General features: G+C 62.6%; 2 protein-coding genes, 1 tRNA gene and 2 rRNA genes. 1 reads left to right on the top strand and 4 read right to left on the bottom strand.

Translation table 11 applies throughout. The features are described from left to right. Positions 1-889: GAF domain-containing SpoIIE family protein phosphatase (locus RH94_RS42725; protein WP_234425612.1), on the top strand; the 889-nt coding region annotated here is incomplete at its 5' end. Between the two features lie 58 nt (positions 890-947). Here the strand turns inward: RH94_RS42725 and RH94_RS07890 are convergent. From RH94_RS07890 to RH94_RS07905, 4 genes are all read right to left on the bottom strand, one after another. Continuing rightward, positions 948-1,023: transfer RNA gene (locus RH94_RS07890), tRNA-Thr, on the bottom strand. Between the two features lie 41 nt (positions 1,024-1,064). Further along, entirely contained in the window at positions 1,065-1,745 is a 681-nt protein-coding gene (locus tag RH94_RS07895; protein ID WP_073946922.1) for a DegT/DnrJ/EryC1/StrS family aminotransferase, read from the bottom strand. 114 nt (positions 1,746-1,859) lie between these two features. Then, positions 1,860-1,976: ribosomal RNA gene (gene rrf, locus RH94_RS07900) — 5S ribosomal RNA — on the bottom strand. A 70-nt stretch (positions 1,977-2,046) separates the two neighbouring features. Beyond that, positions 2,047-5,165 (bottom strand): 23S ribosomal RNA (locus tag RH94_RS07905). Positions 5,166-5,219: the final 54 nt, after the last annotated feature.

A 5,219-nucleotide genomic window follows, 5' to 3' on the forward strand; every position in this document is an offset into this window, starting at 1 on the left:
CCTGCCACTGGTCGCCCGCAACCGCGTCATCGGCATGCTCACCCTCGGCAAGCCCTCCGACGAGCACTTCCGCCAGGAGATCCTGGAACTGGCCGAGGACCTGAGCCGCCGCGCCGCCCTCGCCCTGGACAACGCCCGCCTGTACTCGGAGCGCACGGCCATCAGCCAGTCCCTCCAGCGCAGCCTGCTGCCGCCGGGGCTCCCCCACGTCGAGGGCGTGGAGGTCGACGTCATCTACCGCGCGGCCGGCGAGGGCAACGAGGTCGGCGGCGACTTCTACGACCTCTTCCCGATCCGGGACGGCGCCTACGGCTTCGCCATCGGCGACGTCTGCGGTACGGGCCCGGAGGCGGCCGCGGTGACGGGCCTGGCCCGGCACGCGCTCAGGCTGCTGGCCCGCGAGGGCTTCGGCGGCCCCGCGGTGCTGGAGCGCCTGAACTCCGCCATCCTCGACGAGGGCGCCCGCAGCCGCTTCCTCACGCTCCTGTACGGCGAGCTGTGGCCGCAGGAGGACGGCAGCGCCCAGCTCAAGGTCGTCTGCGCCGGCCACCCGCTGCCGCTGCGCCTGCGCCAGGACGGCACGGTGGAACCGGCCGCCGAGCCCCAGCCGCTCCTCGGCGTCATGGAGGACCTGGAGCTGTACGAGCAGACGGTCACGCTGGATCCCGGCGACGTCCTGCTGTGTGTCACGGACGGCGTCACCGAACGCCGCGAGGGCACACGCATGCTGGGCGACGACGGTCTCGCGGACGTCCTCACCACCTGCACGGGTCTGACGGCTGGCGCGGTGGCGGCCCGCATCATGCGCGCGGTGGAGCGCTTCGCCTCGGACGCCCCGTCCGACGACATGGCGATCCTCGCCATGCGTGTCCCGGGCCTGCACAAATAGGGCGGACGGGCAAGACACGCGTAAGGCCCTCGCCCGGGTGGGCGAGGGCCTTACGTTCTGGAGCCCCCAAACGGAATCGAACCGTTGACCTTCTCCTTACCATGGAGACGCTCTGCCGACTGAGCTATAGGGGCCTGTCGCCTTTTCGAGGTTTCCCCCGCGGCAACGGAATAGATCATACCCCGAACAGAGCCGTGCTCCCAACCACGATCGGGCCACCCAGCGCGTTGCACGCCGAAACGATTCGCTGCATGTCCCGCCTCGTCAACGAGGCGTGCACCGGCAGTGCGAGCGTCTCCTCGGCGGCCCTCTCGGTCTCCGGAAGGGACACGCACCGGCGGAACCCCGGCAGCCGGTGCAGAGGCGTCTTCACGGGCACACGGCAGTCAACGCCCTTGGCCCGTATGGCTCGTGCGAAGGCGTCCCGGTCCGGGCGGCCGTTCCCGGGGACACGCACCACGTACTGCTGATAGGTGTGCCCGTCACCCCCGTCCGGCGTCCGTACGCCCCGCAGCTTCGCGTCAAGGTAGGCGGCACGCTCCCTGCGCTGCGCCCTCTCGTCGTACGGCGCCTCCGAATCGCCCTGTTCCAGCACCAACAGCTTGTGCCGCCGGCCGACCTCGTACAGCCGCCCCACGTCGGCCGACCGGCCGAAGCGGTGCACGGCAACGACGGCCGCCGTACGGGGAGTTACGGCGGCCTCGACGGCGGACGGATCGAGGCAGTACGTCACCGGGTCTATATCGGCGAACACCGGCAGCGCGGCCACCTGGGCCACGGCCTCGGCGACCTCCGCATTACCGAACGCCGGCACGACGACCTCGTCACCGGCTCCGACGCCGGCAGCCCTGAGCAGTGCAGCAACACCCATGAGGCGGATGCTGGTTGAGCAAGGTGAACGTCAAGTGACGGAAAACAAAAAAGGGTTGGACCCGGAACCGAAGTTCGGGGTCCAACCCTCTGAAGATTTGTTCGGCGGTGTCCTACTCTCCCACAGGGTCCCCCCTGCAGTACCATCGGCGCTGTGAGGCTTAGCTTCCGGGTTCGGAATGTAACCGGGCGTTTCCCTCACGCTATGACCACCGAAACACGATGAAACAATCAACAACCATCGGCTGTTCGTGGTTTCAGAACCAACACAGTGGACGCGAGCAACTGGGGACAAGCCCTCGGCCTATTAGTACCGGTCACCTCCACGCCTCGCGGCGCTTCCAGATCCGGCCTATCAACCCAGTCGTCTACTGGGAGCCTTACCCCATCAAGTGGGTGGGAGTCCTCATCTCGAAGCAGGCTTCCCGCTTAGATGCTTTCAGCGGTTATCCCTCCCGAACGTAGCCAACCAGCCATGCCCTTGGCAGAACAACTGGCACACCAGAGGTTCGTCCGTCCCGGTCCTCTCGTACTAGGGACAGCCCTTCTCAAGACTCCTGCGCGCGCAGCGGATAGGGACCGAACTGTCTCACGACGTTCTAAACCCAGCTCGCGTACCGCTTTAATGGGCGAACAGCCCAACCCTTGGGACCGACTCCAGCCCCAGGATGCGACGAGCCGACATCGAGGTGCCAAACCATCCCGTCGATATGGACTCTTGGGGAAGATCAGCCTGTTATCCCCGGGGTACCTTTTATCCGTTGAGCGACGGCGCTTCCACAAGCCACCGCCGGATCACTAGTCCCGACTTTCGTCCCTGCTCGACCCGTCGGTCTCACAGTCAAGCTCCCTTGTGCACTTACACTCACCACCTGATTGCCAACCAGGCTGAGGGAACCTTTGGGCGCCTCCGTTACCCTTTAGGAGGCAACCGCCCCAGTTAAACTACCCATCAGACACTGTCCCTGATCCGGATCACGGACCCAGGTTAGACATCCAGCACGACCAGACTGGTATTTCAACGACGACTCCACCCCAACTGGCGTTGGGACTTCACAGTCTCCCAGCTATCCTACACAAGCCGAACCGAACACCAATATCAAACTGTAGTAAAGGTCCCGGGGTCTTTCCGTCCTGCTGCGCGAAACGAGCATCTTTACTCGTAGTGCAATTTCACCGGGCCTATGGTTGAGACAGCCGAGAAGTCGTTACGCCATTCGTGCAGGTCGGAACTTACCCGACAAGGAATTTCGCTACCTTAGGATGGTTATAGTTACCACCGCCGTTTACTGGCGCTTAAGTTCTCAGCTTCGCCCCACCGAAATGGAGCTAACCGGTCCCCTTAACGTTCCAGCACCGGGCAGGCGTCAGTCCGTATACCTCGCCTTACGGCTTCGCACGGACCTGTGTTTTTAGTAAACAGTCGCTTCTCGCTGGTCTCTGCGGCCACCCCCAGCTCGGAGTGCAAGACTCGTCACCGGGCGCGGCCCCCCTTCTCCCGAAGTTACGGGGGCATTTTGCCGAGTTCCTTAACCATAGTTCACCCGAACGCCTCGGTATTCTCTACCTGACCACCTGAGTCGGTTTAGGGTACGGGCCGCCATGAAACTCGCTAGAGGCTTTTCTCGACAGCATAGGATCATCCACTTCGCCACAATCGGCTCGGCATCAGGTCTCACCCTGGTGAGTGGCGGATTTGCCTACCACTCGGGCTACACCCTTACCCCGGGACAACCACCGCCCGGGCTGGACTACCTTCCTGCGTCACCCCATCACTCACCTACTAACCGCTTGGGCCGGCGGCTCCACCACTTTCCTTCCCCCGAAGGGTCCGGAACGGCTTCACGGCCTTAGCATCACGATGCTCGATGTTGATCGCGTCACAGCGGGTACCGGAATATCAACCGGTTATCCATCGACTACGCCTGTCGGCCTCGCCTTAGGTCCCGACTTACCCTGGGCAGATCAGCTTGACCCAGGAACCCTTAGTCAATCGGCGCACACGTTTCCCACGTGTGAATCGCTACTCATGCCTGCATTCTCACTCGTCAACCGTCCACAACTCGCTTCCGCGGCTGCTTCACCCGGCAGACGACGCTCCCCTACCCATCCGTACGGGCGTTGGCCCTGCATGTACGAATGACACGACTTCGGCGGTACGCTTGAGCCCCGCTACATTGTCGGCGCGGAATCACTAGACCAGTGAGCTATTACGCACTCTTTCAAGGGTGGCTGCTTCTAAGCCAACCTCCTGGTTGTCTGAGCGACTCCACATCCTTTCCCACTTAGCGTACGCTTGGGGGCCTTAGTCGATGCTCTGGGCTGTTTCCCTCTCGACCATGGAGCTTATCCCCCACGGTCTCACTGCCGCGCTCTCACTTGCCGGCATTCGGAGTTTGGCTAAGGTCAGTAACCCGGTAGGGCCCATCGCCTATCCAGTGCTCTACCTCCGGCAAGAAACACACGACGCTGCACCTAAATGCATTTCGGGGAGAACCAGCTATCACGGAGTTTGATTGGCCTTTCACCCCTAACCACAGGTCATCCCCCAGGTTTTCAACCCTGGTGGGTTCGGTCCTCCACGAAGTCTTACCTCCGCTTCAACCTGCCCATGGCTAGATCACTCCGCTTCGGGTCTTGAGCGTGCTACTGAAACGCCCTGTTCGGACTCGCTTTCGCTACGGCTCCCCCACCCGGGTTAACCTCGCAACACACCGCAAACTCGCAGGCTCATTCTTCAAAAGGCACGCAGTCACGAGAGTGCGCAAGCACACTCCGACGCTCCCACGGCTTGTAGGCACACGGTTTCAGGTACTATTTCACTCCCCTCCCGGGGTACTTTTCACCATTCCCTCACGGTACTCTCCGCTATCGGTCACCAGGGAATATTTAGGCTTAGCGGGTGGTCCCGCCAGATTCACACGGGATTTCTCGGGCCCCGTGCTACTTGGGTGTCTCTCCAACGAGCCGCTGACGTTTCGGCTACGGGGGTCTTACCCTCTGCGCCGGACCTTTCGCATGTCCTTCGCCTACGCCAACGGTTTCTGACTCGTCCTGTCGCCGGCAGACGACAGACAAGAGATCCCACAACCCCGCACGCGCAACCCCTGCCGGGTCTCACACGCCTGCGGTTTGGCCTCATCCGGTTTCGCTCGCCACTACTCCCGGAATCACGGTTGTTTTCTCTTCCTGCGGGTACTGAGATGTTTCACTTCCCCGCGTTCCCTCCGCTTGCCCTATGTGTTCAGGCAAGGGTGACAGCCCATGACGACTGCCGGGTTTCCCCATTCGGAAACCCCCGGATCACAGCCTGGTTGACGGCTCCCCGGGGACTATCGCGGCCTCCCACGTCCTTCATCGGTTCCTGGTGCCAAGGCATCCACCGTGCGCCCTTAAAAACTTGGCCACAGATGCTCGCGTCCACTGTGCAGTTCTCAAACAACGACCAGCCACCCGTCAC

This window comes from Streptomyces kebangsaanensis (genome assembly GCF_001906585.1).
Taxonomy (GTDB): Bacteria; Actinomycetota; Actinomycetes; order Streptomycetales; family Streptomycetaceae; genus Streptomyces; species Streptomyces kebangsaanensis.